27 protein-coding genes are annotated in these 25,437 nt (G+C 62.6%); 17 read left to right on the top strand and 10 right to left on the bottom strand.

The window, feature by feature from the left end:
- The first annotated feature begins 128 nt into the window (after positions 1–128).
- Positions 129–569 (top strand): hypothetical protein, encoded by a 441-nt coding sequence (locus FV222_RS02385; protein WP_246685290.1) that lies wholly within the window; start codon positions 129–131, stop codon positions 567–569.
- Between the two features lie 293 nt (positions 570–862).
- Here the strand turns inward: FV222_RS02385 and FV222_RS02390 are convergent, their stop codons facing one another.
- From FV222_RS02390 to FV222_RS02430, 9 genes are all read right to left on the bottom strand, one after another.
- Positions 863–1,600 (bottom strand): hypothetical protein, encoded by a 738-nt coding sequence (locus FV222_RS02390; protein WP_147812876.1) that lies wholly within the window; start codon positions 1,598–1,600, stop codon positions 863–865.
- A gap of 248 nt (positions 1,601–1,848) precedes the next feature.
- Positions 1,849–2,349 carry an HAD domain-containing protein gene (locus FV222_RS02395; RefSeq protein WP_147812877.1) on the bottom strand — a complete coding sequence of 167 codons (501 nt, stop codon included), beginning with the start codon at positions 2,347–2,349 and terminating at the stop codon, positions 1,849–1,851.
- Positions 2,350–2,396: 47 nt separating this feature from the next.
- Positions 2,397–4,670: an ATP-dependent RecD-like DNA helicase gene (locus tag FV222_RS02400; RefSeq protein ID WP_147812878.1), complete on the bottom strand. Its 2,274-nt coding sequence runs from the start codon at positions 4,668–4,670 to the stop codon at positions 2,397–2,399.
- A gap of 37 nt (positions 4,671–4,707) precedes the next feature.
- Positions 4,708–5,403, bottom strand: coding sequence for a thermonuclease family protein (locus tag FV222_RS02405; RefSeq protein WP_147812879.1), 696 nt, complete (start codon positions 5,401–5,403; stop codon positions 4,708–4,710).
- Positions 5,404–6,118: 715 nt separating this feature from the next.
- A complete protein-coding gene (locus FV222_RS30905; protein WP_147812880.1) occupies positions 6,119–6,421 on the bottom strand; it encodes a hypothetical protein in 303 nt (100 codons plus the stop codon).
- A gap of 256 nt (positions 6,422–6,677) precedes the next feature.
- The gene (locus FV222_RS02415) at positions 6,678–7,280 is read right to left on the bottom strand and encodes a hypothetical protein (RefSeq protein ID WP_147812881.1); all 603 of its coding nucleotides are present in this window, start codon (positions 7,278–7,280) and stop codon (positions 6,678–6,680) included.
- Positions 7,281–7,381: 101 nt separating this feature from the next.
- The gene (locus FV222_RS02420; RefSeq protein WP_187277185.1) at positions 7,382–7,765 is read right to left on the bottom strand and encodes an STAS-like domain-containing protein; all 384 of its coding nucleotides are present in this window, start codon (positions 7,763–7,765) and stop codon (positions 7,382–7,384) included.
- Between the two features lie 29 nt (positions 7,766–7,794).
- Positions 7,795–8,388 (bottom strand): ATP-binding protein, encoded by a 594-nt coding sequence (locus FV222_RS02425; RefSeq protein WP_147812883.1) that lies wholly within the window; start codon positions 8,386–8,388, stop codon positions 7,795–7,797.
- A gap of 209 nt (positions 8,389–8,597) precedes the next feature.
- Positions 8,598–8,891, bottom strand: coding sequence for a hypothetical protein (locus FV222_RS02430; protein WP_147812884.1), 294 nt, complete (start codon positions 8,889–8,891; stop codon positions 8,598–8,600).
- A gap of 528 nt (positions 8,892–9,419) precedes the next feature.
- Here FV222_RS02430 and FV222_RS02435 point away from each other — a divergent pair.
- The 7 genes from FV222_RS02435 (at position 9,420) to FV222_RS02465 (ending at position 13,143) form a co-directional block, all read left to right on the top strand.
- Positions 9,420–10,679: a tyrosine-type recombinase/integrase gene (locus tag FV222_RS02435; RefSeq protein WP_147812885.1), complete on the top strand. Its 1,260-nt coding sequence runs from the start codon at positions 9,420–9,422 to the stop codon at positions 10,677–10,679.
- A 4-nt stretch (positions 10,680–10,683) separates the two neighbouring features.
- Positions 10,684–11,349 carry a hypothetical protein gene (locus tag FV222_RS02440; RefSeq protein WP_147812886.1) on the top strand — a complete coding sequence of 222 codons (666 nt, stop codon included), beginning with the start codon at positions 10,684–10,686 and terminating at the stop codon, positions 11,347–11,349.
- A gap of 97 nt (positions 11,350–11,446) precedes the next feature.
- The gene (locus FV222_RS02445) at positions 11,447–11,665 is read left to right on the top strand and encodes a helix-turn-helix domain-containing protein (RefSeq protein WP_147812887.1); all 219 of its coding nucleotides are present in this window, start codon (positions 11,447–11,449) and stop codon (positions 11,663–11,665) included.
- 11 nt (positions 11,666–11,676) lie between these two features.
- Positions 11,677–12,009, top strand: coding sequence for a hypothetical protein (locus tag FV222_RS02450; RefSeq protein WP_147812888.1), 333 nt, complete (start codon positions 11,677–11,679; stop codon positions 12,007–12,009).
- The gene (locus FV222_RS02455) at positions 12,006–12,344 is read left to right on the top strand and encodes a hypothetical protein (protein ID WP_147812889.1); all 339 of its coding nucleotides are present in this window, start codon (positions 12,006–12,008) and stop codon (positions 12,342–12,344) included. The genes FV222_RS02450 and FV222_RS02455 overlap by 4 nt, the downstream gene beginning before the upstream one ends.
- Positions 12,341–12,733, top strand: a complete 393-nt coding sequence (locus tag FV222_RS02460) for a hypothetical protein (RefSeq protein ID WP_147812890.1) — start codon at positions 12,341–12,343, stop codon at positions 12,731–12,733. The genes FV222_RS02455 and FV222_RS02460 overlap by 4 nt, the downstream gene beginning before the upstream one ends.
- 131 nt (positions 12,734–12,864) lie before the next feature.
- The gene (locus FV222_RS02465) at positions 12,865–13,143 is read left to right on the top strand and encodes a helix-turn-helix domain-containing protein (RefSeq protein ID WP_187277186.1); all 279 of its coding nucleotides are present in this window, start codon (positions 12,865–12,867) and stop codon (positions 13,141–13,143) included.
- 679 nt (positions 13,144–13,822) lie between these two features.
- On the opposite strand, the gene FV222_RS02470 is transcribed toward FV222_RS02465, so the two are convergent.
- Positions 13,823–14,014 (bottom strand): hypothetical protein, encoded by a 192-nt coding sequence (locus tag FV222_RS02470; protein ID WP_147812892.1) that lies wholly within the window; start codon positions 14,012–14,014, stop codon positions 13,823–13,825.
- Positions 14,015–14,420: 406 nt separating this feature from the next.
- Here FV222_RS02470 and FV222_RS30550 point away from each other — a divergent pair, with 406 nt between their 5' ends.
- From FV222_RS30550 to FV222_RS02510, 9 genes are all read left to right on the top strand, one after another.
- On the top strand, positions 14,421–15,353 hold the full coding sequence (locus FV222_RS30550; protein ID WP_210248435.1) for a hypothetical protein: 933 nt from the start codon (positions 14,421–14,423) through the stop codon (positions 15,351–15,353).
- A gap of 32 nt (positions 15,354–15,385) precedes the next feature.
- Positions 15,386–15,511, top strand: coding sequence for a hypothetical protein (locus tag FV222_RS31805; protein ID WP_281406862.1), 126 nt, complete (start codon positions 15,386–15,388; stop codon positions 15,509–15,511).
- A gap of 1,005 nt (positions 15,512–16,516) precedes the next feature.
- Positions 16,517–18,964: a hypothetical protein gene (locus FV222_RS02480; protein WP_147812893.1), complete on the top strand. Its 2,448-nt coding sequence runs from the start codon at positions 16,517–16,519 to the stop codon at positions 18,962–18,964.
- 187 nt (positions 18,965–19,151) lie between these two features.
- Positions 19,152–21,548, top strand: coding sequence for a hypothetical protein (locus tag FV222_RS02485; RefSeq protein WP_147812894.1), 2,397 nt, complete (start codon positions 19,152–19,154; stop codon positions 21,546–21,548).
- Positions 21,549–21,646: 98 nt separating this feature from the next.
- Entirely contained in the window at positions 21,647–21,970 is a 324-nt protein-coding gene (csgH, locus tag FV222_RS02490; protein WP_147753430.1) for a curli-like amyloid fiber formation chaperone CsgH, read from the top strand.
- Positions 21,951–22,478, top strand: a complete 528-nt coding sequence (locus tag FV222_RS02495; RefSeq protein WP_210248436.1) for a hypothetical protein — start codon at positions 21,951–21,953, stop codon at positions 22,476–22,478. The genes csgH and FV222_RS02495 overlap by 20 nt, the downstream gene beginning before the upstream one ends.
- Before the next feature lie 11 nt (positions 22,479–22,489).
- Positions 22,490–22,930 (top strand): curli production assembly/transport component CsgF, encoded by a 441-nt coding sequence (locus FV222_RS02500; RefSeq protein ID WP_187275197.1) that lies wholly within the window; start codon positions 22,490–22,492, stop codon positions 22,928–22,930.
- Between the two features lie 175 nt (positions 22,931–23,105).
- Positions 23,106–23,912 (top strand): CsgG/HfaB family protein, encoded by an 807-nt coding sequence (locus FV222_RS02505; RefSeq protein ID WP_246685291.1) that lies wholly within the window; start codon positions 23,106–23,108, stop codon positions 23,910–23,912.
- Positions 23,913–23,914: 2 nt separating this feature from the next.
- Positions 23,915–24,850 (top strand): lytic transglycosylase domain-containing protein, encoded by a 936-nt coding sequence (locus FV222_RS02510; protein WP_147753433.1) that lies wholly within the window; start codon positions 23,915–23,917, stop codon positions 24,848–24,850.
- Positions 24,851–25,437 lie beyond the last annotated feature (587 nt).

A 25,437-nucleotide genomic window follows, 5' to 3' on the forward strand; every position in this document is an offset into this window, starting at 1 on the left:
GCGACGACGATGTGAGCCGTGTTCGTCATAGGTCCAGACACAGGGCCGATACAGCGCCATCCCGCGCCATCCCCTGTATCCAGACCCAGACCCTATCCGCACAAGGCAGCCGTCACCGAGCGCTTACGATGGGGGTCATTCTGACATCGCTGCTCCTTGCCAGCACGGTCCTGCCGCCGCTTCTCCGTGGGCTTCAGCTTCCTCCCGAGCCAAGTCACGATGCCGAGGAAGACGCAGCGCGAGCCGCTGCTCGCGACGATGCGGTGAGGGCCATCGAGGCCCTGCAACATCGCCTCGTCGAGGAGCAGGAGGACGCCTCGATCGCGGTCGAAGCTGGCGCTAGAGCGATGGACCGATACGAGGGGTTGGAGGCTCCGACGGCAGAGAGCCGGAAGGAGTTCAGCCGTGTCAGGCAGTTGGCGAACACCGAAAAGCGTTTACGCCTCGCGGGTATCGAGGCCGAGCGCCAAGCACTCTACCGTTTGCGTCGCTCTCAAGCCATCGACGATGTGCTCCTGCGTCGGCTCGTTCGTGAGATCGATCTCATCGAAGCGCGCCTCGTGATCTAGCTCTCAATCGTCCTGGGCTGAGGAGCTCCCCATGGCTCAGGACGACCGCCTCGCGCACGCCTTCTGCAATTGATTGCCTGAAGGATCGCTCGCTGGGGCTGATTGAGAAGGCAAGGGCCCGGGGGCCGAATCGGGCTTGCGCTCGTTCGGCATCACGTTGCAGCTGCAACATGACCGTATTCGATCGAACGACGATGATCCTCTGGAGCTAGGTTCCGTACGATGAAAAGGTCATCGGTTTCCCAGCTACCGATCTGATGCAACGGCGCAGTGCTGCGGCGTTGCCTTCACGATCAGGCGGGGACGGGGGCTCTACCAATTGCGTCGCCCGCAAGCCGGCGTACGAGATCCGCGAAGCGAGCCGAAACCCGCAGGAGAGGCGAGCGCCACAGGCCGTAGCCGTCGTCGCATAGGGGGTCGTTGACCACGGGACTGCCATCGTCCCCGACGAGGACGTTGCCGATGTTTGGGTCGAGGCTCTGGGGCGACACGGCCCGCAACGCGGCAACATAAGCCTCGTAGCCGGGCCACGCGGTCCTGAACGCCTCGCGGATGCAGTCGAAGCTCGGATGGTCTATCCGGGGCTCGTGCGCTGGCCATTCGGTTTTGAACCGATCGCGTACACCCTCGTCCATCGCAATTCCCGGATGGTCCGCAATGACGGCGTGGGCGTAGGCCAGCCACCATATGTCGTGGGCGGGATTGGACAGTCGCGAGCCCACGGTCATCAGTGCACCGCAGCGGCTGACGTGCATGTCGTGGATACGCGGTGCATGCGGTCCGTTCGAACCAGCGAACCCTTTGCGGAGCAGAGCCGCATAGTCACCGAAGCCATCGGCCTTTCGTGCAAAGCGTACGACGACGTCCGGGTGGTCCTGATGCGCATGGACGGTGCCATGGTACCCGAAGCCGATCTCGGACCAACCAATCGCGATCAGGGCAGCATAGGCCTTTGCCGCCGACCGTTCGGTGATGCCCAGCGCGGTAAGTGAAGGACTGGATGCATCGACCTGGTTTCTGAACCCAAACATTGCATCCACTCCTTCCTGCCAATCGACGATCCGACGCGACGCGCTCCAAGAAGCCGCACAGGTGCAGCGTCGAGGAGGGACCGGACGGGCGTGTCCGGCAAAGGTCGAAGTGACCCTGTCGATGTCGGGAGCAGAGTGACGCGCGTGTCACTCCACTGTCATGGAATGACCTGCGCCCTCAGAAAGTTCAATCCCTAAGAGGGCATTAAATCGGCGGTCGCGAGATGAGATCCGTTCCGACCCATCGTTCAGCGAACGACGTCCATCCCAGCCAGAAGCCTTCGAGCTTGGGCCACGTCCGCTTCGCTTAGGCCGGACTCCGCAATCGGCCGGACGTGTCGGCCCGCGTGAGCGGGACCGACTGCGACGTCGTCGAGTACGAGGTAGTCTAAGATGCGGTTTCGAGCCGCGTGCTCGGCAATCTCGTCACCACGCCCAGCTCGCTCGGCTGGGAGCATACCGCCGGTCTCAGCATCTCGGCTGGTTGGCAGGATGGCGGTCCGCCAGTCTGGGTGGAAGCAGGTCTCGGGGAGGCCGGCTTTCACCAGGGTCGGACGGCAGTCGTCGACGCGCCATGTCGATGAAACGACCACTTTGGCATCGAACTCTGTCACCAAGCCAGCGACGAGGGCGACCTGGGTCGGGTTGAGCCTGTCCTTGCCGGCCTGCCGTTGGTAGCCGACCGTCGTCACGACGCCATCGACGTCAAGATAGATCGTCAGCGGTGCCGCGCCTCTATGCTCGTTCAAGAGGCCAACCTCGCCTGGTGCAGCAACCCTGGATCTGTCGCGGACGCCTACAATGCGTTGCTGCTACCGTCCAGCGCGCTGCTGAAGAGACAGTCAGGCTCAGGGCGAGCGACATTAATTGCACCAGGGGCCAGCCACTCCCGCAATTTCGTCCAGCGCCGCTTCGCGCTCCCGCCCCGAACCGCCATGCCGATCGCCTTGCGTTGACCGATCAGCACGACGAGCTGCTTGCCGCGCGTGACGCCGGTGTAGAGCAGGTTCCTCGCCAGCATGTTGAAGTGCTGTGTCACGATCGGGATCACCACCGCGGGATACTCCGAGCCCTGGCTCTTGTGGATCGTCGTGGCGAAGGCCGGCACCAGCGTGTCGAGCTCGCCGTAGGGGTAGACGACTTCCCGCCCGTCGAAGGTGACCACGACCGCGCCTTCCTCCTCGTCGATGCGTGCCACCATGCCGAGATCGCCGTTGAAGACGTCGCGATCGTAGTCGTTCTGGGTCTCCATCACCCGGTCACCGGGGGCGAAGCGCCAGCCGAAGCGCTCAATCTGCTGGGCCGGGTTCGGGTTCAGCACGCGCTGGAGCTCGTGGTTGAGGTTGCGCGAGCCGAGCGAGCCGCGGAGCATCGGCGTCAGGACCTGGACGTCGCGGATCGGATCGAGCCCAAAGGAGCGCGGGATGCGCTTGGTCACGACCTCGATCAGCTTGGCGACACCGACGTCCGGATCGTCGATCTCGATCAGGTAGAAGTCGGCCTTCTCGCCCGGCTGTGGTCGCTCCGGCATCTGGCCCTGGTTGATGCGGTGGGCGTTGACGATGATCCGGCTCTCGGCCGCCTGCCGGAACACCTCGGTGAGCCGTGCTACCGGAACGCGCCCCGAGGCGATGACGTCGGCCAGCACCTGGCCCGGGCCGACCGAGGGGAGCTGGTCGACGTCGCCGACAAGCAGCAGTCCGGCGCGCTCGGGAACGGCTTTCAGCAGGGCGTTCATCAGCGGCACGTCGATCATCGAGCACTCGTCGAGCACGAGGAGGTCGCAGTCGAGCGGGTTCTCCTCGTTGCGCGAGAAGCCGCCTCGCTTCGGATCGATCTCCAGGAGCCGATGGATGGTTTTGGCCTCTAACCGGGTCTGCTCCGTCATCCGCTTGGCGGCGCGACCTGTCGGTGCTGCGAGCAGCACCTTCACGCCCTTGGCGGTGAGGATGCGCAGCAGCGAGTCGAGGGTGCTGGTTTTGCCGACACCGGGCCCACCGGTGATGACGCAGAGCTTCGAGGCCAGCATCAGACGGATGGCTTCCCCCTGAGACGGCGAGAGCGTCTTGCCGGTTTTGGCCTCCACCCAAGGCCGAGCCTTGTCTAGGTCGATGCTGGGCCATGGGGGCGAGCCGCGAGCCCGGATTACGAGCCGCTCGGCGATCGCTCGCTCGGCCGCGTGCAGGCCCTTCAGGAAGACGCAGGGCTCATCGTCGACGGTGTCTGCGATGACCTCCTCGCCGCGCGCGAGCTCGTCGGCGACGGCGGTGCGGACAAGAGCGACATCGACCTCAAGGAGCTTCTGAGCGAGCACGATCAGCCGCTCGATCGGTAAGCCGCAATGCCCCTCGTCCATGGCCGTCTGCAGCGCGAACGACACGCCGGCTCGAAGCCGCTGCGGCGCTTCCTTCGTCAGCCCGAGACGCATCGCGATCGCATCCGCTGTTCGGAAGCCGATCCCGCGGATGTCGCGCGCGAGCCGATAGGGGTCCTCGGTCATCACCACGATCGATCTGTGGCCGTAGGTCTTGAAGATTCGCACCGCCCGCGCCGTGCCGACACCGTGCGCGTGCAGGAAGATCATGATCTCGCGTACGGCCTTCTGCTCGGCCCAGCCTGAGACGATGCGAGCGGCCCGCGTCGGGCCGATGCCAGAGACCTCTTTGAGACGCTCGGGATCGGCCTCGATGATCTCGAAGGTGGCTTCTCCGAACAGCGCCACGATGCGCTTGGCCATGGCCGGTCCGATGCCGCGCATGTAGCCAGACGCGAGGTAGCGCTCGATGCCCTCGACCCCGGTCGGTGGCGTGGCCTTGAGCGTGTCGGCCTTGAACTGCAGCCCATGCTGCCGATCGGTAAACCAGATCCCGGTCGCTGTGATCCACTCGCCGGCGGCGATTGCAGGTGCGTGCCCAATTACTGGCACCAGGTCGCGCTTGCCTCGCGCCTGGACCTTGAGCACGCAAAAGCCGGTCTCGGCGTTGTGGAAGGTGACGCGCTCGATCGTGCCGGCGAGCGTCTCGGTGGGCGTACCTCGATCGAACTGAGTAGGCGTCGGCCGCTGGTTCATGATCGGTGTCCGAACGCTGCATTACCCAGAATGCGGTTCACCCGCGCGGAGCCCGCCAACCCGCCGCCTTCGCCTCGTCTTCGGTGCAGAACATGCGCTCACCCGCCCGCTCATCGATCACAGTGCGCGTGTAGACGCTGGTTCCAGGCAGGTGATAGATCCGGTCGCCCTTGGCCGAGATGTTGCCCTTGATCGTGCAGGTCATCGAGGCGTTCGATCCGGCCGGCGTCGGCTCATCGGCAATCCTCGCCGCGGTCCCACCTCGACGGGTTCGGCGCCAGCCCGCTGGATCTTCGAACGTGCCCGCCCAAATCCCGCGCTTGGCCGCCCGTGCCTGTGCTTCCTGTCCCGCATAGTCGCTCGAGTAGCGCCGGAACGCGATAGCGTGGCCCTGTGCCACCATCCAGGCGTTTAGGTCCTCGGAGCCCTTCCTGCAGATGGCAACGGTGCGACCATACCGGTCGGTATCCCGAGGCTCGCACGAGATCGGCGCCTCTCCGATCCGGTCGGACAGCGCAAGAGCAGCGACCTGCCCGCACCGGTACTCCTTGCCGGCGGCGTCCTCGCACACCTGAGCGCTCTCCGGCGCGTCGATGCCAAAAAGGCAGATGCGGGTGCCGTGGATCACCACCGTATCGCCATCGGTGACGCTGGCACGCCCGACGATCGGTTCGGCAGCGAATGCGCCCCCACCCTGCAACATGACGATGGCGGCGAGCAGGGCGTAACGCATGCGAATGACCCTACGCGTTGCCGGCGACCTGTCGAGCGGCGTCCACTCGGACACCAGCGAACGCCAACGCCACACCTCCTACGGTCAACGTCATCAACAACAACGAGTCATTCACGGCACAGGTGCAGCAGCGGCCCGACGGCTCGCTGGACGTGATCCTCTACAAGACGGAGGCGCGTTCCGCTGGCCAGATCGCCGGGGCCGGGGCCCGCTTCCCGGCGCGATTGCTGGAGGGCGGTGGCTTAGGCGGTGCAAGCCGCCAGATCGAGGCAACGCGCCACGACGGATTCGGGCCTCACGACGAGGAATCGGCACCATCACCCAATCGCCCGCCTTCAGGGATGACGCGCCAGCAGCGCCGGGCCTGGGAGGCACGGCAGCGGAAAAGAGGTAGCGGGCAGCTCCGACCAGTTGCATGACTGGTATTATGCATAAATAGCCGCCACGATTGGCGAAGCTGGGGATATGGCGAAAAATAGTGCTTCTAACGTAGATCTATCCGCGCTATTAGACCGTCAACAAAAAAGGCCACCCCCGAAGGAGCGGCCCGAAGTCTAAGGAGGAAACGCCCAAAAAGGGCTGTGTTACGGCGACGCCATCGCTGCAACACGGATTCAGTTTTGCATGCGCGAAATCGCAATGCAACAACCCTATCGGCTTCGAGATTTGCACTAGCCCACCCGGCACGAGCCGAGGCGGGCTTTTTCGTTGGCTGTCAGCAGCTCAATCGGCGGCCCTCGCGTCGACCGAAGACGCGGTAGTGCGCAGCGCCCGATTGCATTTGCCCCCGGCTGATGGCGCGACGAACGTCGGGATTGCAGCGAAGGTACTCACCCTCATCGAACCCGTACCCACCGCCGCCGCGGCCCCGACCGTCATACCCACGGTCGCGGTCCCGGTAGCCATCATCGCGACCACCATATCCATAGTCCCGGCCGCCGTATGGCTGAGCGAAGGCTGGGGCCACCGAACTGACAATTGTCAGACCCACCACCATCACAGCGTATATCGTCTTCATTTTTCGCACTCCCTGCATCAGCGGTCAGAAACGGACTGCAGGGGCGTTTGGTTCGCTCGACGTGATCCTCGACAAGATGAAGGCGCGGTCCGCCGGGCGAATTGCGGGAGCTCGGGGCCCGCTTCCGAGCGCAAATGCTGGGGGGCGTCGGCTGAGGGGCTGAGGCTGGCCCTCGTTTCTCAGGTACGATGAGTGCTCATCATTCATCGTGTACCGCTGGCCCGATCCGGCCAGCGAGTTGATCGATTTCAAGCGCTCAATTATTGAGAGCATTTTCACAATGGTTGTCACCAAGCGCAGGATACGCTGGAGATAATACTAAAATTAAAATTATTATAAACGGCATCACGTTGTGTGCAGTCATAAAAAGGATCATTATGAATTTATTTAATTTTGCGTTGCTTCCTGAAAGGCCCGTCATATAGCGGACCATATTTGGAAGCTTCGAAACTTCGTCGCGCCCTTCTCGCACGATACGAACTAATCTCGTCCCGCTAGATATTGCATTCATTGCTTTGTCAGATTCTGTGTGACCGCTCCGGTCTCCAAACGGATCTCCAGTCAAGGCGTCAATTACGTTCTGAAACTCGGCTCGCAGCGGATGGCGAAAGCTCAGAGGTAGATCCACCACCATGCGCTCTACGCCTGCCTGTAGCGCCGCTTGAGCCCCCCGCAGTCGAATCTCAAGTTTTACAATGGCGGCATCCCGCGTCCTACCTGCATCCGATGAAGCGTCTACAGGAGTTGCATCAGATGGGACGCCAGTCAGCCAATACTCCAACGCCAAGTCCATCGCCCCCTCAACCACCTTAGCAAACGCGTCGCAACGCGCCGAAAGTTGATCGAGTTGAAGCTTCACCCACATTACCGAGAGCGGTATTGCAGCGCCGCCAAGGCCGGCTAGGAACGACCAGGCGGCCGAGCCGAGCGTCAGGGCTCCAGAGTCAGGCGCGGACCCAATCAACGGGCCTCAGCGTTTTTGGCGTCCTGCCTACGCATATAATCCAATGCTAAATCTCGGAAGACAACAAATTCTCCAGTTGCCTTGATCTCGAGCACGCGGGCTGCGTCATTGTATCTCTCGAACGTGCCCCTCAATAGGCCGCCAAAAACTTCCTCGAGGAAAGATCCTATATAGGTATCGACGCCATCAAGATCGACAACTACTCGTTCAAAGCGAGCGGGAACGTCGCGCAAGGCGGGCTCTAACCATCGCGTCCGAAACTCTTCGCCATTATATTTACCATTTCGCGAAGACCGCCCACCGGGTGTCCGGGTGAAGTCTGTTGCGATATGGATGGTGTAAGCGCTGGGAGCAGAGGTGGGATGCTGCATGGCGCTCATAGGGCGACCTCCAAGTGCAGTCGGCTGCATCACAGGTCGACGGTCCACTCGACGAACGTGCCGTGCAGCGCCACGCTCCGCGTCTTGAACTCGTCCTTGCGCCCGGTACATGCCATAAATTCCCCATTCCGGCTAATGATCCGCAAGCGGCCAGGCCGGTACGCCTTGATGTAATCGCGCATCAGTCCGAGTCCATGGCCACGATAGCTGTGACCAGTCCCGGACACGCCCACGCGGACGGCCGCTGCGATAGCATGTCCATCCAACGAGGTATCGTCCGCGTCGTATCCTCGGCGGATCAGTTTCTGCATGAACCGTTGCACCTCATCACGGCGTCGTCCGTACGGTATGGCACGCGGGATCGTGACACCTTGGTCATAAACGGAGAACGTCAGGCGGCGCGTCGCTGGGTCAACGGCGCCGGTGATCCACCATCGCCCAATGTTCGGCAACTTTGTATCGAGGTCCTGCGGATAGGCATGATCGCTTGTATTGTTCAGCGCCTCGCCAATCGCAGTCAAAAACGTACGGAATTGGCTAAGTGGATCCTGTCCCACGCCTATGACTGCTGCAGAGGCCGCGAGAGATATTACTTCGCGAAGCGTTTCGGAGGCCATTGCCATATCGACACTCGTGCTGGCGTCCGATCGGAATCGCACAATTAGGCGGTCTCCGCCGTCAGCGGCAGGCGCTTCATCAATTCCGAGAAGCTTTAGCATGCCAAGGCTAATGAGAGTGTGCCGAGGCTGCGCCTCCCATTTATCCATATCTATAGTAAACATTTGACGCATTCGCGTCAGAATTCTGGCCCTATCAAATTCTGCAGCTAAAACTAATCCTGCGCCCGGAGAAACATTTTTGAGCTTACTAAAATCGTACCACCGAGTTGGTTCTCTTGATTTTCTAATCTTATTCCTATTTTGAAGATACCGATTGCAAAAATTAGCCGCCACACCACCAAGAAAATCGATGGTTTCATCTGGGTTGTTATCAAAACAAAGCTGTGACGGCATAGTGTATGGGTGTGCTGAGACCCAAACCCTACGCCTTTTGCCATGCCAATATCCAGTGACGCGCTTGTAGGTATATCCAGCACGCCTTGCGTGCCTTCGAGCGCGCTCTTCATAAGAACGTCGTCCAGCACGCCCCGCATGGCGCATTAGCCAAATTTTGCGAAAGGCAGAAAGCTTCTTCATGCCTATGCGTCGCACCCAAAATGTCGCCAGGAGCGAGACGCATAACGTCATTGGTGCAGATCGCTAGAAATTATCCGCATGACTGGAACGCCTGCAACTCGATGTTGCAGAACCGTGACGGTTCGGTTGTTACCCTTAGCGTTACCCGCCTGTATGGCTGCAGCACAAGCTAAGGAGCCAAGTCACTGAATTTGTTGGTGAGCGCGTTGGGGTTCGAACCCAAGACCTACAGATTAAAAGTTTGGCCTTGGATGCGCTAGCCGTGTTCGCCCATGTGGACCCCGTACGATAAATCGTTTGCGTTGTAGACGCTTAGCGCCGTAGCTTAGCGACGGGCAGCGATCGTCGTTGCCCCTTGTTGATCCCGCGTGCTTCCCCGGTGCTTCCCCGGAACAGGGTCGGTGCTCCCTTGCCCTTCCCCGTGGAACGCCTCGGCAGCCCGCGCAAGGACGGGTGGCATGGCCGGGCAGCGCATCACGAAGCGGTTCGTCGACGGGCTAGAGCCGAGGGCGTCCGAGTACGCGGTGTGGGACCGTGACCTGAGCGGTTTTGGCGTCCGCGTCCGTCCGACTGGCGCCAAGTCCTACATCACGGTCTACCGCGCCGGGCGCGGCCGAAGCGCGCTCTACCGGCGGCAGACGATCGGCGCCACCGACAAGCTGTCCGCCGACCAAGCACGCCAAGAGGCCGAACGCATCCTCGCGGGCGCCACACTCGGTGCTGACCCGGCGGCTGAACTCGCCGCCGCGAAGGTAGCCCAGGCTGAGGATAGGAAGGCCCCGAAGGTTCGCGACCTTCTTGACCGCTTCCTCACGGAGCACGTCGCCACGCGCCTGAAAGCGCGTACCGCCGCCGGCTACCGGCAGATCATCGAGCAGGTGCTGAAGCCGGAGATCGGCGACCTTCCAGTTCGATCGCTGACGCCAGCCCGGGTGGCCGAGCTCCACCACGGGCGCCGTGCGACCCGCACCCATGCCGATGCCTCTGTGCGCGTCCTGTCGTCGGCTATGTCGCTCGCTGAGACCTGGGGGCTTCGCGAGCCCGGCTCCAACCCGTGTCGCGTCCGCAAGTTCGGCTCGCGCCGCCGGGAGCGGCTGTTCTCCGACATTGAGGTTGCGAAGCTGCTTAACGCGGTCGAGGCGCTGGCAAGCTCGGGGGTGATCACCGAGTTCCAAGCCCTCGGCATCCGCCTGCTGTTCGCCACCGGCTGCCGTGTCGGCGAGATCACGGCCCTCCAATGGGACTATGTTGATTTCGACGAGGGGGTAATCGCCTGGCCGGACACGAAGACTGGTGCGCTCACCAAGCCGCTGACGGACGAGGCTCGCAGCCTGCTCACAGCAGCACCGCGGATCGCTGGTGCGGCGGCGGTTTGCCCCTCGAAGAGTCTGAAGCCGATGCGGGTAGAGACGATGGAGGGCGCGTTCGAAAAGGTGATGGCAACCGCGGGCGTGCCGGCGAAGGAGAACGCCACCACTCACCTCGTGCGGCATTGGTTCTGCACCAAAATTTACTCCGACCCAACGATCCCCCTGCCGAACCAAATGCGGATCTGCGGTCATAAATCGGTGGCTACGGCCATGCGTTATGCGCAGTTACAAATGGATGCTGTGAAGCGGGAGGCAGAGGCAAGTTCAAGAAAGCGGGCGGTTGCTCTGCAGGAAGCGAGGAGAAAGATCGAGGCATTAAATGTTATTCCTCTCCGCGTAGGGGGATAATCCGGTGTTTTCAATTTCTGCTGATCAATGGTCAAAAATCCAAGTCTTGGTAGCCGCCTTGGACGGATACGGACCAGGCGAATACGTTCGAGACGACCTAGAGCTGATTATCAATAAGATTTTCGTTTTCTCATCGCATTCTCCAAAGCTGAACGCTGCATTGCAGCGCGCCTCCGAATCGGCCCATGTTTTTCATAAGGCGCTGCTTGATTTAGTAGATGCTGAATTTGAGAGTGACGAGATTGCGTCTCGAACTTGCCACGACATAGAGGTAAAACACTCACCTCATCGAACAAGATTTGCGAAGCAGATCAAGAATTATGCCGAAATCCTTGATTATGATGTTAGCATACTGTGCCGAGAAACTGACGCGGTTGCACGGGGGCGCCCCGTCGACAACCAATTATTGCAATTATGTCGTAGAGTACTTGATTTTGCATGGCATGAAAAGTGGATAACGATAGACAATCGTGGGCGAGCATCGTCAAAGTTCATAGATTTAATGGTCGAAATTGTTGGATGCGCGAATTTAGCGAAGCTGACGCATGCCCGCGATCGCCGGTCCGTAGTCCGGGCTGTGGCTCAAGCTCGTGAGCAGTACGAAGCCGAAAAACGCGACGCGGTACAGTCCAGCGCGGATTTTGATGCAGCCGTCGATCCTGAACCATAAATAGCTGCCGCAAGATCTAATTATTTGTGTCGCTTTGGGCCAAAATTTGATTAAGTTGTCGAACCGCGAACGGTCGCATTAACCGAAGGCGGTCAAGATGAAAAAGCCAACATCCCTAGAGCAGCGCGGATATCTTTGCGAAGGTGACACGGCCAGCTTTGTCGGCGCCAAAGCTTCAACCCTCCGCGCATGGCGTGTGAAGGGGCGAGGCCCCCGCTACTACAAGATCGGCGGCAAAATCTTCTATCGAGAGGCCGACCTTGAGGCCTGGATTGAAGCCCAGGTTCGTGGATCCACATCCGAAGTGGCGGCGTGAGGGAGATGGCCATGGACATCTCCCAAAGCAACATCCGCCAGCAGGTGCTGACGCAGATCATCGCCACGATGGAGCACGCCATAGCTAATGTCTGTGACCCGATGGAGGCTGGAGCGAGGGCCTTCCCCGGTACGCCTTTCGAAGTGCTCTGCCGAGCCGAGTTGGAAGTCGAGGACCGGCGAACAGAGGCGTGGTGGCGCACGATCGAGCGCACGATCGATGTGGGGGGCATTGAGCCCGCGATTACGGGAGCGAGCCGTGAACATTGTCCAGTGGGCTACCGAGATGATCAGCTCGATGAGGCGTTCGAAGCCTTATTATCGGCCGATGGAGACGCCGCATGAGCGCCAACGTCATCAACTTTCTTGATTATCAATCGTCACGTCGCGGCCCGGCATGCATCGCTGCATGGGTCCCAGATATAGCTCACAACATTGTGGATGGGCGCTGCATCCCTTACTGGTCCGGTCGGGAAGTTCTCTGTCAGCTTGTTCCAAATCCCAAATACAGAGGGAAATTAATATCATGCTACCTAGATAGAGTGCCGGAGTTACCGTTTAAATATGTATATATGAGGGGGGAAGATGGAAATTTGATCTGTCGCCCTGCTTTTCCACCTGAATGCGATGTTGATGCCTATGACTGGGAAGATTTTGAGCGAAAGGCTTTTTCCTTATGACCGAGCCTTTCACCATCTTGTTGTTATCCAGTACTCCCGTCGCTAAATCACTGCTGACGAGGAAGCGCCGCCCGCAGCGACGCAATCTCGTTGCCAAACTTCTTCAGGCCGGCGCCGAGCTTATCGAGTTCCCACCCTCTCGTGATACTCGGCTGGTTGCGGACCTCACGCGTGTCTTTCTTGACCTTCGGGAGAGCTACGGGCGGCGTTGTCGGTCAATGCTGCTGGCAAGGAGGTTCAAGCCGATCGCTGCTCGGCTTCGTCGGATGGGTGTGCCGGCCGCTGCGATCGAGCGCGAACTGGGCCAGCTCGAAGCCGCAGTTGCGCGCTTGGTCTGGATCGCCGACGGCCGACCCAGCTACGGGATTGGTGGGGGATCGGCCGCGTGATGGCATACCCCCTACGGAGAGCAGACGATCCCAGCACCGCTTTCTGGAACGAGCCGCCGGCATCACTCGATCCCCTCGCCGCTCAGAGCGACGAGGGGGTTCGGCCGAGCAAGAATGCGACGCAGGAGAAGATGGAATGGCTCGACGCGGTCCTTGCTGGACGTCCGCGGATGCCGCCCACGACCTTCACGGTCGCCTTCGTCGTTGCTCGGCATTGGAACGGTCGGGACCGGGAGGCATGGCCCAGCCAGCGTCGGATGATGCTGCTGACGGGCGTGAGTGAGACGACGCTGCGCGCGAGCCTCCGGACGTTGATCGATCGAGGCTACCTTGAGCAGGCCAAGCGAGGCGTCCGCAACGGCAACAAGTATCGCCTGTGCCGCCCCGAAGCAGCGGTCACGTCGGTCTAATCCAAACCCTCGGGATGTCGAGGGTATGACCCCGGTGTCATACCCTCGGAATACAGCGGTTTTGGCAGACCCGAGCGCTGGCGTTGAATGACCTCCCAAACCCTCCGAATATCGAGGGTCTAAACCCTCGGGATGTCGAGGGTTCTATAAGAATACAATATGTGAACCCATGATGGTCTCTGTGGACCCGCGCCTCGAACGTCTGGCGGTCGCCGCTTCATGCGTCCGATCTGCCCCGCCTGCCGCGGGCTTGAAAGCTACCGGCGCCCCCTTTTTTTGCGCCGTCGCGATCAATACGTGCCGCCCTCTCCCTGGCGCGGGCGAGTCGGGGCGCTCCTGCGACCCCGAACCCGACCCCATCAGGTTGGAGCGGGGGAAGCGCAGGTCACGGTGATGCCAGAACTAGAACCTTCGGCAGCTCACCTTGCACGCCCGTGAGCCCAGCTTGTCACGCTTGGAGCCGAAGCTGTCACGCACCCTCTACGTGGAGGATGTCACGCACTGCGCCATACGTGTCACGGACCGTGACATCCGCGCTCTCTCCCCTTGCGGGGTCGCGCGGCCGTCACGCCCCTGGGGTGGTGTTGCTCGATGAAGGCGCTCGATCCGTAGACGTAGGGCATCGGCACCCGTGCAAGGGGCATCGAGAACGGGTTGAGACCGTCGGCACCGTGGCGCCCTATCCGGCCGCCACGTCCCCGCCGGGCATCTCGTCGTCGTCGCTGCCCGCCTCGAACCCCTCACCCTCGGTGGCTCGGAGCCATTCGAGGACACGTCGCGCTTCTTCAAGGGACGGATCGACAAGTCGTCCGGCGGCGGCGAGCGCTGCCCGGACTTGGCGTCGGAACTCTTCGGCGTCGTCATCGGCCATGAAGCCTGTACTGCAATCGGCGGTCCACGGTTGCTGCGGCACAAACGTACGCGAGGATGGCGCTGGACGGGCGCGGGTGGGCGGCGGCTGCTCCGATGCACCAGGACGACGACGAGTGCTGGCGGCCAACCTTGGCGGTCTGGCGAGGTGCCTGATGCGGGGGCCGTGCTGTTCAGGACAAAAAGGGACCGTGTTCCGCAGGGAAATGACCGCACCTCCGAAGCAGCCCTTGGATCGCGCGTTTTCCTGGCTAGCCAAATCGCGCTTTCGTTTCGAGGTGGCCAGCCCATCCACGCTCTCAAAACGCCCCGAAAAACCCGCCTGGAAGCCTCGCTCAGCCGCGTCACCGTCTCCGCCGTCTCCAGCCCGTCGGATCGGCTGGCGCCTCTCACCGGGATGCCTGCTGATGCCCTCCCCATCGGCGTCCAACATCATCAAAAACGGGCTTGGCCCGCGCAGTCTAAACGACGGCTCGCGCGGCTCCGGCCTCGCCTTCCTTGCCAGAATGATCCGTCGGCAGGTGAATGCTGCTGCTGATGCCGCCGCCGCCGATCGGCAGCATCATCGCACCCGAAAGCGTGGTGTAGGGGATCGCCGGCAGAGCTTCTTCGATGACCCTGATCGCTTCGCCCTTGCCCTGATGATGGCGATCCGCCTGACCGGCGATACGACCATGTTGCGGTTCGGAAGCGGGCGATCGGACTGGGCGGCAGCGCGCCATGCGGCTGCACTCGTCGCGCCCGGGAAGGGCCAACGCATCGCCTACAGCCTACGTGCGGTAAACGGGATGATCGCTGCCCGCCCGACCTTCGCCGCCGGTCGAGAACGACACGATGCGGCGGCCCGCCGGCTCTATGGGAAACGGCGAGCCCTCAGCGGCCTCCCCGCGGAATGGTGCGAGCTGTCGGGCATGTGCCTCGCGGCCCTGAACTCGACGGCCAAGCCTCAAGCCAAGCAACACGTCAGGGCGTTGCTCGGCATCCTAGGCTGGCGCGCTATGCCACCCTCGGTGTTCGACCGGCTCAAACAAATTCTGCCTGAAACTAGCAAAATCAGAGGCTTGCTGGATCTTTCTACAAATGACGAAACGCCGACCATCGCAGATCTTCGTAAGCGTTCGCCGGTGATCGCTGGCGCCGGGATGAGCAACATGAAGACGGCGGCAACCCCCGTCCTGAATTCGATCGAGACGACGAAGGTTCGGCTCGGATGCGGACGGACAAAGGTGCTCGACCTCGTGAAGGCACGTGATCTCGATGCTGTGAAGCTCGGCCGTCGCACCCTGATCAAGGAGGCGTCGATCCAGCAACTCGCCGGCCGTCTTCCACGGGTTCGCTGATCCCAGGCTTCTCGTACCTCTTAGGCTTATCCATGACCCTCAAGCTGAATCTTCCTGCCTCCCAGACCAGCGTCTTCTCTGACGACAAACGCGCCCAGCTCGTGCGCGATCACGGCGAGGAGCATGCGGCTAAAGAGCCGTGCTCTCCGCACGCGTGACGTGGAGAACGCGACAACCAGGGATGTGACAGAGAAGGGACATGCCCTGATCTGAGAATCCTTGCCCGGTTCAGCCAGGATATACCTCCCACCCCCCCCCCGGCCGACCGAATCCACTACATTTGGCGAAGAGCCACCTCGTGGGGGCCGATCAGTGCCGTATCTACAACTCGGCCTTCTGGTCGGTGGCGTAGTTGCGCTCGACGGCAGCCCCTTCAAAGCGGTGAACGCGCGCGACCGCAATTTTACCCCGACAGATCGCTCCGGCCGGGTGAGACGTCGACCTGATCAGACGGAAACCTGATCATGATCCTGAACGACCTTCGCGGATCGGCCTCTCCCGATCTCTAGTTCGAACGCGGGGGCGTGGTTCTCTTGCATCGTGCGGGTGAAAGACGGGCGGGATCTCGAATCCGTTCGTAGCATCGCCTTGGCGCGAGGGATCGCGTGCCGAACTCGGTTTCCGTGCCTTGGTGACCGCCGACCTCGAACTGTCCCGGCTCCGGCGTTGCGTATCGTCCACTGCGGATTTTGTGTGAGATGGCGGTGCAGCCGCATGCTGAGTCAGATCTGGGATGCGGAGGTAGGGAGACACTCTCTCCGACCGGCAGTTTGCGTTCCGGACGGTGTCGCAGGAGCGCAGGACTTCGCGAGCGAAACTTGACACCGAACCGATCCGCTCGCGCACGCCATCAAGCGGAAAGAAGCGCCGCTTCAAGTCGCGCGTCGTAACGCGCCTCAGCTATTAAGTATTCAATTGTGGCGCGAAAATTCCGGAAATAGCCTGCAGCTGTGGGCGTGCGCACACGTTTCCGTGAAGCAATTTGTCGGGCTGGCTTGCAGATTGGGACGCACGGACAAGGCGCATTTTGAAAGACTCGGTTATTGCACCGTTAAGGCGCCGCTCCGGCAAGCAAGCCAGATCGAGACCTCAGTCAAACGCCGATAAGGCGTTTCACCCGCATTAACTAAGACGGCAAACGCCGAACCAAGGGGTCCGTTCCAATGAACAAGCATCTTCTCATCCTGTCGATGGGTGTCGCCGCGAGCGCCTTTGCTGCCACGGCCTATGCCGACAACAACCGCGCCTACACGAGCCAGACCGGCACTGGCGGCAATGCCATCACGATCAACCAGAACGACACCGGCACGGATGTCAGGTCGGTGACAGCGGGTTCGGGGGGCGGCAACACCGTCGGCACCACGGACAAGGCCTTCCTGCAGACGGGCGCGGGCAGCAACACCCTGACCGTCGACCAGACCGGCACCGGCAACAGCCTCGGCAGCGCGGTACAGGGCAAGCAGGACGGTTCGGCCAACAAGGCCGCGGTGATCCAGGCCGGCACGAGCGGCCGGGTCGAGCTGCAGCAGACCGGCACCAACAACGGCGGCGCCTCGGGCACGAGCAAGGGCCTCGTGAACGGCTCGGTCACGGGCAGCAACGTCGTCACCCAGGACGCGAAGGCGGTGAACGGCGTCATCGACCTGCGCCAGACCGGCATCGGCAACGAGTTCAATCTGCAGCAATCCGGCACCGGCAACACTCAGACGCTGAATCAGTCGCTGTTCGGCAACCAGCTCACCACGAGCCAGGACACAGCCAGCGCCGCCAGCTCCATCACGGTGACCCAGACCGGCACTAACGCGGCGACCCCGAACCGCGTCACCGCCGTGCAGGCGAACACCAACGATGCTGCCATCACGGCGACGCAGTCCGGCACGGGCGGCACCGCCAGCCTCACCCAGACCCTCGCGGACGGGAAGAGCAGCCTCACCGCGAGCCAGACTGGCACCGGCAACACCGTGACCGGCCGGCAGACCGACGTCCACGCCGCCTCCGGCCTCACCGTGAACCAGGGCGGCGACCGCAACCGCGCCACGGGCACGCAGTCCACCGCGACCGGCAGCACCCTCAGCGTCACCCAGACCGGCAACGACAACACCGCGACGGCGACGCAAAACATCGCGACGAGCAGCATTCTCGGTCAGACCCAGCTCGGCAACAACAACACGGCGTCGGGCAGTCAGACCAACACGAGCGGCAGCACCATCACCGGCCTCCAGTTCGGAAACCTCAACCAGATCACCCAGACGCAGTCCGATACGACCGGCGGGACGATCAACGGCAGCCAGACCGGAAACAGCAACACCCTCACGCAGAGCCAGAGCAGCGCAAACGGCAGTTCCTCGATCTTCAGCCAGCTCGGCGACAAGAACAGCGGTTCGAGCTACCAGACCTACGCAACCGCTTCGACCGTTACGGCGAACCAGACCGGAAACAATCACAGCGTATCTGCATCGCAAAACAATATGTCCGGCGGATTGATCGCGGTCGATCAGACCGGAACGCAGAACACCTCCAACAGCTCTCAAAATTTTTCTGACAATAGCACCATCAAGACCAATCAGTCCGGTCAATACAACTACAGCAGCGGATATCAATCCTCTTCGAAGAACAGCAACATTACACTGACTCAGTCGGGCGCCCCCGACAAGGCCCCTGCCGCTGCTCCCACCTCCCCCTACGCTTTCTATTATCCGACCTACAACAACAACAGCGGCGCGACCCAAAACTCACAGAACAACAGCCGCATCACGTCCGATCAGTCCGGAAAAAGCAACTACGTATATTTCCAGCAGGGTCCATGGGACAATGCCGCCCAGAAGAACATCGGCGGTAGCGATAATCTGATCGGCAGCGTTCAGAGCGGAACCTCGAATAATACCAGCGCAACTCAGGCGGGCAGCAATCAAACGCTCGATCTTCAGCAGGCTGGAACCAACAACCAGATCCAGGCTCTCCAGAACGGCGGAGACGGCAACAAAGCGACCCTAATCCAGACCGCCAGCAGCAGCGGCAGCAAGGCCAAACTGGAGCAGAGCGGGTCCAACAACTCCGCGACCTCGACGCAGTCCGGCGCCAACAACACCCTCACGGGTTCCGGCTACCCGTATTACGGCGTCCGTCAGCTCGTTTCGGCCGGATCTCAAGGTTGGGTCTCCGAGGCGGCCTACCAGGGCGGCACCGGCAACCAGCTGTTCAACACCCAGACCGGCAGCAACGCCACCGCCTCCGTCTCCCAGATCGGGTCGACGAACGCCCTGAGCACCACGCAGTCCGGCACCAACGGCAGGCTCACGGCGACCCAGTCGGGCACGTCCAACGGCCTGACCAGCTTGCAGGGCGGCGATCTCGCGATGCTGCTCAGCTCCCAGACCGGCTCCAACAACACCATAATGTCGACCCAGGCGGGCTTCGGCGTGCAGGCGACCCTGACGCAGAACGGCAGCGGCAACGGTATCGTCGCCTACCAGAACGGCAGCGGCAGCGTGATCACCGGCTTCCAGGACGGTACCTCCAACACCGCCAACGTCACCCAGACCGGCAACATGATGGTGGCAAACTTCAACCAGACCGGTGCCGGCAACACCCTCACGGTCCGGCAGCGCTGATCTCCGGGTACGCGCGCGGCTCGACCGTTCCTGCAAGAAGCGAAGCCGGTACGTCACAGTACCGGCTTCGGCCTGTTCCGCTGCCTCGATCGCCTCCAAGGCATCACGAACCACGCAGGCTCTTCGGGGGCACGAACAGCATCCAGAACAGACAGCGGGTCACTCTTTCGTGATTCGAATTATCGGGGTGATCCACAGATTGGGACGCTCGGACAAGGCGCGTCCTCACGGGCTGGGCTATTGCATCGCAAAGGCTAAGGTTGGGTGGCCAAGCCAGATCGCGACCCCAGTCAATCGCCGGCAGGGTGTTCCACCCAGTAATCATAACAATAAGTGCCGAACCAAGGGGTCCGTTCCAATGAACAAGCATCTTCTCATGCTGTCGATGGGTGTCGCCGCGAGCGCCTTTGCCGCCACGGCCTATGCCGACAACAACCGCGCCTACACGAGCCAGACCGGCACCGGTGGCAATGCCATCACGATCAACCAGAACGACACCGGCGCCGATGCCAAGTCGGTGACGGCGGGTTCGGGCGGCAACAACGCCGTCGGCACCACGGACAAGGCCTTCCTGCAGACGGGCGCGGGCAGCAACACCCTGACCGTCGACCAGACCGGCACCGGCAACAGCCTCGGCAGCGCGGTCCAGGGCAAGCAGGACGGTTCGGCTAACAAGGCCGCGGTGATCCAGGCCGGCACGAGCGGCCGGGTCGAGCTGCAGCAGACCGGCATCAACAACGGCGGCGCCTCGGGCACGAGCAAGGGCCTCGTGAACGGCTCGGTCACGGGCAGCAACGTCGTCACCCAGGACGCGAAGGCGGTGAACGGCGTCATCGACCTGCACCAGTCCGGCACCGGCAACGAGTTCAACCTGCAGCAATCCGGCACCGGCAACACCCAGACGGTGAACCAGTCGCTGCTCGGCAACCAGATCGTCACCAGCCAGGACGCGGCGAGCGTCGCCAGCACCCTCACGGTGACCCAGACCGGCACCAACGCGGCGACCCCGAACCGCGTCACCGCCGTGCAGAAGAGCGCCAACACCGCTACCCTCACGGCGACGCAGTCCGGCACGGGCTCCACCGCCACCCTCGGCCAGACCCTCGTGGACGGGAAGAGCAGCCTGACGACCGCCCAAGTCGGCGACCGCAACAGCGCCACAGGCGCGCAGTTCACCGCGACTGGCAGCAGCCTCACCTTCACTCAGACCGGCAACGACAACATCGCGTCCGGTCTCCAGTCCGTCACGAACGGCGGCACGATCAAGGGCTCTCAGCTCGGCAACGGCAACACCCTCACGCAGAACCAGAACGGTGCGACCGGCTCGTCCTCGATCTTCACTCAGACTGGTAACGGCAACGGCGGCTTCGGCGATCAGACCCGCGTCTCTGGTAGTTCCGCCACCCTCACCCAGACCGGCGACGCCAACAGCGGCACGATCAATCAGACCGACGCGACCACGTCGGGTGTTTCGGTGACTCAAGGCGGCAACGGCCACACGGCCTCCGCGTTGCAGCGCGCCGTCACCAACGCAGTGATCACCATCGGCCAGACCGGAACGCGGCAGGAGAGCAAGGCCGAGCAATTCCTCGTCAAGGACGGATCGATCACCATCACCCAGTCCGGCCAGCGCAATCGCGGCGAGGGGTATCAGACCGACACCAAGTCCAGCACGATCGCGCTGACGCAGTCGGGGACGTCCGACTCATTGCTGTCGGGCTCCACCTACAGCAATTTCAGCAAGGGCGGGCAGACCGGCCAGACGAACAGCCGCATCACGTCCGATCAGTCCGGCGAGCGGAACCAGGCGGCGTTCGATCAGGACTACTATGTCTTCAGCACCGATACGCGCACTCCGGGGACGAACAACGCGATCGACAGCGTCCAGGGCGGCAAGAGCAACGTCACCATCGTGGCTCAGGTCGGCAACAGCAACGTGTTCGATCTTCGGCAGGCCGGCAGCTTCAACGACCTTCGCGCGGTCCAGTACAACGGCGACGGCAACAAGGCGACCCTGATCCAGACCGCCGCCAGCAGCAACGGTAAGACCAGCCTGGAACAGAGCGGCTTTGCCAACATTGCGACCTCGACGCAATCGGGAGCCAACAACAAGCTCATCGGCCCCGGATACAACACAACCTACGGACGCACATTCAAGCAGACAGCCGACGCCGCCTACCAGAGCGGCACCAGTAACCAACTGTTCAACACCCAGTCCGGCAGCAACGCCACCGCCTCCGTCTCCCAGATCGGGATGACGAACGTCCTGAGCACCATCCAGACCGGCACCAACGGCAGTCTCACCGCGGCCCAATCGGGCACCGCCAACAGCCTGACGAGCGCGCAAGGCGGTGATCTCGCAATGCTGATCTCCAACCAGACCGGCTCTAACAATGCCATCACGTCAACCCAGGCAGGCTTCGGCGTGCAGGCGAACCTGACGCAGAACGGCAGCGGCAACGCGATCGACGGGACGCAGGACGGCGCCTCCAACTCCGCCACCGTCACCCAGACCGGCAATACGATGATGGCGAGTTACAACCAGACCGGCACCGGCAGCACCCTCACGATCCGCCAGCGCTGATCGTCGCGCGCCGCACGGCTCGACCAAGTGTTTTAAGATGCGAAGCCGGTACTCGACAGTACCGGCTTCGATCCGCTCCGTGTCCTTGAAGGTACATCATGCCACAAGTTCCGCCGCCGGAGCCGCCGGCCCTACGCTGTACATTGACTCAGAATGTCGAGAACGGCACGGTATCCCTCGGAGGTATGGTTTTTTCCGACTCCGTTCGTGGTGGAAGCTATAGACTGAAGGTGGTAAAATCAGGTCCATCTGGTTCGTCGATCCTTAACCAGGGCGGATTATTTGAAATCGACCCGCCACAGGCCAGCAAGATCGGCGAAATGACGTTCTCCCTCGAGGTCGGCGCGCGCTTTCACGCTCACCTCGTCGTGATGTCCGATGGCAAGACTGCCGAATGCGAGGATGGCAATGAACGCCTTTAATAAGACGGCCGTCCGGCTCGCCGCTGCATCCGGGCTCTTCGGCCTCGCCCTCGCGCCGCTCCAGGCACAGACGGCGGCGCCCGTCCAGGGTTACGCCGTCATCGGCGGCGAGACGATCCCGATTCCGCTGCTCTCCGACGGGGCGGACCGCACCATGGTCAATCAGTCGGGCCAATCGAATTCGGTCACCCTGGAGACCCAGGGGCGCGGCGTTTCGACGACGCAGACGCAGATCGGCAGCGGCAACCGCGCCGGCGTTTCCGTGGCGGCGGACCAGACCACCTTCACCCTCATGCAGTCCGGAAACCTCAACACGGCGAACGTGTCGGCAGTGAACGGCAGCGGCAACCGGCTCGGGATCGAGCAGGTCGGCAACGGCAACACCTCGAGCATCAGCGCCACCGGCCAGAGCAACACCATCGTCAGCCAGCAGATCGGCTCGAACCTGTCTAACACCATCTCGGATGTTGGGTCGAACCGCACCATCACTGTTCGTCAGGTTCGCTGAGGGTTTTTCCCATGATTATCCGCCCCCTTGTTCTCCTCGCCTGCCTCGCCGTTACCGCTTCCGCCGCGCAGGCCGGCAGCCTCGTGTATCAGCCGGTCAATCCGGCCTTCGGCGGCAGTCCCCTGAATGGCTCTTGGCTGCAATCGGAGGCGAGCGCCCAGAATTTCTACCAGCGCGAGGAACAGCGCCGGCAGCAGATCGGCAGCGCGCTCCAATCCACCAGCACGGCGCAGACACCGGGGCAGATCTTCGCCCAACAGCTGCAGTCGCAGCTCTACAGCTCGCTCGCCAACCGCATCACCCAATCGATTTTCGGCGAGAATGCTCAGACCAGCGGCAGCTTCGCGTTCCAGGGAACGACCATCGGCTTCGTCAGGATCGGTGGCAACGTTCAGGTGACGATCAACGACGGACAGTCGGTGACCACGGTGACGGTTCCGAGCGCGCCATAACTACGAGACCATGTGAGTTGAATGAGCCGTCGGCCAGAGACGGCGATCGGGGTTGGGGGTTCCAGTGCGTATCATCCATGTCTGTCGGGGCCTCGCGGCGGCCATGGCCGTCGCGTCGGCTGCCGCTTGTTCGCCCATTGGCCTGGTCGAAGGGCCGCTCATGGAGGCACCCACGGTGACGGCCCAATCCCCCACGGGCCTCAACCTCGAAACCCTGCCGCCGCCCCTGCGCAGCATCGACATCGCGATCTACAGCTTTCCCGACCTCACCGGGCAGAATAAGCCAAGCGACAACATCGCCGAGTATTCCCGCGCCGTGACCCAAGGGGGCGCGGCGTTCGCCGTGGATGCCCTGCGCCGCGCCGGCAACGGCCGCTGGTTCCGCGTGGTGGAGCGCGGCGGCCTCGCAAACGTGCTGCAGGAGCGTCAGCTCATCCGGGCGACACGGCAGGAATTCGCCCCCGACAACGCCAAGCCGCTGCCGCCGATCCGGTTCGCAGGCCTCATCGTCGAGGGCGGCATCCTCGCCTACGACGCCAACACGATCACGGGCGGACTCGGCGCGCGCTACCTCGGCATCGGTGGCGACACGAAGTACCGACGCGATGTGGTGACGGTCGGCATGCGCATCGTCTCGGTCCAGACCGGCGAAGTGCTCAACAGCGTCACGGTGACGAAGACGATCTACTCCATCGCCCTCAATGCCGGCACCTTCCGATACGTCGCCCTGAACAAGCTCCTCGAACTCGAGGCGGGCATCACCCGCAATGAGCCGACCCAGATGGCCGTGCGCGAAGCCATCGAACTCGCCGTCTACTCGACGGTGCTGGAGGGGGCCGAAAAGGGCCTGTGGCGGTTCCGCGACCCGTTCGTCGGACGCCGTCTCATTGAGGAGCATCAGTTCCGCGACAAGATTCCGCCCCTCGTCGACGCCGCCACCTTGGCGCCGCAGTCCGAAACGATCGTGGCCGCGAAGAACTAACGATGCCCGTTCGTCTGCGCATGCTTCTGACGGCGGTTGCCTGTGTCTGCTCGATGGGATCCGTGCGAAAGGAGGATCACCTGACAGCCGCCTCGTCGGCGCCCGCCGTGCCTGCCGTCGCGGGCGGAATCGATCTCCGCTTGTCAGATAACGTCGCTGCGCCCGCCACCGCCAGTTTCCTGCGGATCGGAGCGACCGGCACGTTCGGCGGCGGGACGCAACTCTGGGCAAACCCCCATACGCGGGGGACCACCCTCCAAATTGCCCCTCTCATTGCCGATGCAGCATCCCGCGCCGGTCTACCCTACGACTTCCTGTACAGGCTCCTCGTGAAAGAAAGCGGCTTGCGCCCTGATGCGGTGAGCCCCAAGGGCGCCCTCGGCATCGCCCAGTTCATGCCGGCCACCGCCCTCGAGCGTGGCCTCTCCGATCCGTTCGATCCCCAGGCGGCGGTGCTCAAGGCGGCCGAACTCCTCCGGGAACACACGACCCGTTTCGGCAATCTCGGCCTTGCCGCCGCCGCCTACAATGCCGGTCCCGGACGGGTCGACCGCTGGCTCGGCGGCATGGCCGCAATGCCCCTCGAAACCCGCGCCTATGTCCGCGCCATCACCGGCCGGGAGGTCGAGAGCTGGTCGCCCGCCGGGCGGATCTCCACGGCACCGGGCGCCGCGCAGTGGACGGCCCTCGTTGGTCCGTCCAGCGAGCCCGCGGCACCGCGCTCCGCGACGGTCGGACCGGACCGCGCCGGGGCCGCTTCGGCCATCGTCCTTCCACCGAGGGCGCTCGCGAAAACGCCGTCATCCAAGACGGACGTCGCCCTGACTGTCCGGAGCGCCAAGACAAAGACTGCGGAGCGGGTCGTCCAATCCGAACAAGCGTTGTGCGACCTCATGAACGAGCGGGGGCAAACCTGTTTCGTGCGGCAAATCTACTGACCGGGGCGCGTCCCACGGCCCGACCCGATCTGCTCGACCCGGACGGGATCAACGCTCGCGGGTGGGGCTTCGCGCAAGTTGCGGTCCGTCCGTGCGCTCGGCGCGGACGGGGCAGCCTCCCGGATCAGTGTCGGCGGCACGGGTGGAGTGCCGACGCTGGTGACGATGCGCGGGCCGACACGTCGGCCTTCGACGAAATCGAGGCAATCGCGCAGGGCGGTCGGGTCTTTGACGAAGGTGCAATCGTTCACGCTCGATGGCGACCTGTATTCGATCCCGGACTGCGCCTGTCCCGCGGACGGACTTAGGATCAGGCATCCCATCAAAGCCGACAGAGCGTGGCGCATGTGACCGATGTCCCGTGATCCCGGTTCTTCCGACACTGCTTTCCAAATCATTCGGATAAGCTGAGCCAAGCACAATGATCAATTCGAGAGTGCACTGCATGGTTCCCGGTCGGCGGTCTTCCGGCCCCGCGGCGCCGCGACGGCCGGGCGCTCGCCTAGGCAGCCTGGCCTTGACCGTTCTCCTTGCTGTTCAACCGCTTCCCCTCGCGGCCGCCGAGGCCGTCGCACCGGCGCCCAAAG

Source organism: Methylobacterium sp. WL103 (assembly GCF_008039885.1).
Classification (GTDB): domain Bacteria; phylum Pseudomonadota; class Alphaproteobacteria; order Rhizobiales; family Beijerinckiaceae; genus Methylobacterium; species Methylobacterium cerastii.

What these genes read in the sequence shown, in the direction of transcription:
- FV222_RS02385 (WP_246685290.1), top strand. Translation starts at nt 129, where the DNA reads ATGGGGGTCATTCTGACATCGCTGCTCCTTGCCAGCACGGTCCTGCCG.
- FV222_RS02390 (WP_147812876.1), bottom strand. Translation starts at nt 1,600, where the DNA reads ATGTTTGGGTTCAGAAACCAGGTCGATGCATCCAGTCCTTCACTTACC.
- FV222_RS02400 (WP_147812878.1), bottom strand. Translation starts at nt 4,670, where the DNA reads ATGAACCAGCGGCCGACGCCTACTCAGTTCGATCGAGGTACGCCCACC.
- FV222_RS02405 (WP_147812879.1), bottom strand. Translation starts at nt 5,403, where the DNA reads ATGCGTTACGCCCTGCTCGCCGCCATCGTCATGTTGCAGGGTGGGGGC.
- FV222_RS30905 (WP_147812880.1), bottom strand. Translation starts at nt 6,421, where the DNA reads ATGAAGACGATATACGCTGTGATGGTGGTGGGTCTGACAATTGTCAGT.
- FV222_RS02420 (WP_187277185.1), bottom strand. Translation starts at nt 7,765, where the DNA reads ATGAGCGCCATGCAGCATCCCACCTCTGCTCCCAGCGCTTACACCATC.
- FV222_RS02425 (WP_147812883.1), bottom strand. Translation starts at nt 8,388, where the DNA reads ATGGCAATGGCCTCCGAAACGCTTCGCGAAGTAATATCTCTCGCGGCC.
- FV222_RS02430 (WP_147812884.1), bottom strand. Translation starts at nt 8,891, where the DNA reads ATGAAGAGCGCGCTCGAAGGCACGCAAGGCGTGCTGGATATACCTACA.
- FV222_RS02435 (WP_147812885.1), top strand. Translation starts at nt 9,420, where the DNA reads ATGGCCGGGCAGCGCATCACGAAGCGGTTCGTCGACGGGCTAGAGCCG.
- FV222_RS02445 (WP_147812887.1), top strand. Translation starts at nt 11,447, where the DNA reads ATGAAAAAGCCAACATCCCTAGAGCAGCGCGGATATCTTTGCGAAGGT.
- FV222_RS02450 (WP_147812888.1), top strand. Translation starts at nt 11,677, where the DNA reads ATGGACATCTCCCAAAGCAACATCCGCCAGCAGGTGCTGACGCAGATC.
- FV222_RS02455 (WP_147812889.1), top strand. Translation starts at nt 12,006, where the DNA reads ATGAGCGCCAACGTCATCAACTTTCTTGATTATCAATCGTCACGTCGC.
- FV222_RS02460 (WP_147812890.1), top strand. Translation starts at nt 12,341, where the DNA reads ATGACCGAGCCTTTCACCATCTTGTTGTTATCCAGTACTCCCGTCGCT.
- FV222_RS02465 (WP_187277186.1), top strand. Translation starts at nt 12,865, where the DNA reads ATGGAATGGCTCGACGCGGTCCTTGCTGGACGTCCGCGGATGCCGCCC.
- FV222_RS02470 (WP_147812892.1), bottom strand. Translation starts at nt 14,014, where the DNA reads ATGGCCGATGACGACGCCGAAGAGTTCCGACGCCAAGTCCGGGCAGCG.
- FV222_RS30550 (WP_210248435.1), top strand. Translation starts at nt 14,421, where the DNA reads ATGCCCTCCCCATCGGCGTCCAACATCATCAAAAACGGGCTTGGCCCG.
- FV222_RS31805 (WP_281406862.1), top strand. Translation starts at nt 15,386, where the DNA reads ATGACCCTCAAGCTGAATCTTCCTGCCTCCCAGACCAGCGTCTTCTCT.
- FV222_RS02480 (WP_147812893.1), top strand. Translation starts at nt 16,517, where the DNA reads ATGAACAAGCATCTTCTCATCCTGTCGATGGGTGTCGCCGCGAGCGCC.
- csgH (WP_147753430.1), top strand. Translation starts at nt 21,647, where the DNA reads ATGCCACAAGTTCCGCCGCCGGAGCCGCCGGCCCTACGCTGTACATTG.
- FV222_RS02495 (WP_210248436.1), top strand. Translation starts at nt 21,951, where the DNA reads ATGGCAATGAACGCCTTTAATAAGACGGCCGTCCGGCTCGCCGCTGCA.
- FV222_RS02500 (WP_187275197.1), top strand. Translation starts at nt 22,490, where the DNA reads ATGATTATCCGCCCCCTTGTTCTCCTCGCCTGCCTCGCCGTTACCGCT.
- FV222_RS02510 (WP_147753433.1), top strand. Translation starts at nt 23,915, where the DNA reads ATGCCCGTTCGTCTGCGCATGCTTCTGACGGCGGTTGCCTGTGTCTGC.